At 46.7% G+C, this 456-nt stretch carries 2 protein-coding genes; both read right to left on the reverse strand.

The genetic code is table 11. The features are described from left to right. Positions 1–112, reverse strand: a 112-nt coding sequence (locus G8O24_RS47130) for an RsmD family RNA methyltransferase (RefSeq protein WP_188108433.1), incomplete at its 3' end; no start/stop codon positions are given. Further along, a partial coding sequence (locus G8O24_RS47135; RefSeq protein ID WP_202988829.1) for a YlbG family protein occupies positions 109–456 on the reverse strand: 348 nt, incomplete at its 5' end. The genes G8O24_RS47130 and G8O24_RS47135, both read right to left, overlap by 4 nt.

Consider the following 456-nt stretch of genomic DNA (forward strand, 5'->3'; position numbering starts at 1 on the left):
GGCCCAGGGAATTGAACAAGGATTCCTTGACCTTGTCGCTGGTCGGCCGGGTCTTCTGGCTCTTAAGGGTAAACAAGTTCCGTTTGGCGTATTTTCCAGAAATAATTCTCACTTAATCCAGTCCTCTTTATCTGTCTGATTTAACTTCTCTTCGGCCTCCTTGGCCATGTCACTGATCTGCTGCTCAATCTTCTGGTTGTCCAGGTCCAGGGCATCATTTTGGGAAAATTCAACCTTCTTAACAACGCTGAATGTCCGTAGCTTGCTTGCCGTTTCTCCCGCCGCTGCCTGGTTGACGTAGAGACTCAAATAGTGCAGCTTTTTGGAAAAATAAACAATGTCCCCGAACCTGCGCAGCTTGAACTGATCGTTGTTAACATTACGCAAATAAACGATCAAGCTGGTCCGGCTGGCAATCTCCTGATCAGCTAATTCTTGGTTAATACTCATCCTCTG

Source organism: Bradyrhizobium campsiandrae (assembly GCF_014529705.1).
GTDB classification, from domain to species: Bacteria; Pseudomonadota; Alphaproteobacteria; order Rhizobiales; family Xanthobacteraceae; genus Bradyrhizobium; species Bradyrhizobium campsiandrae.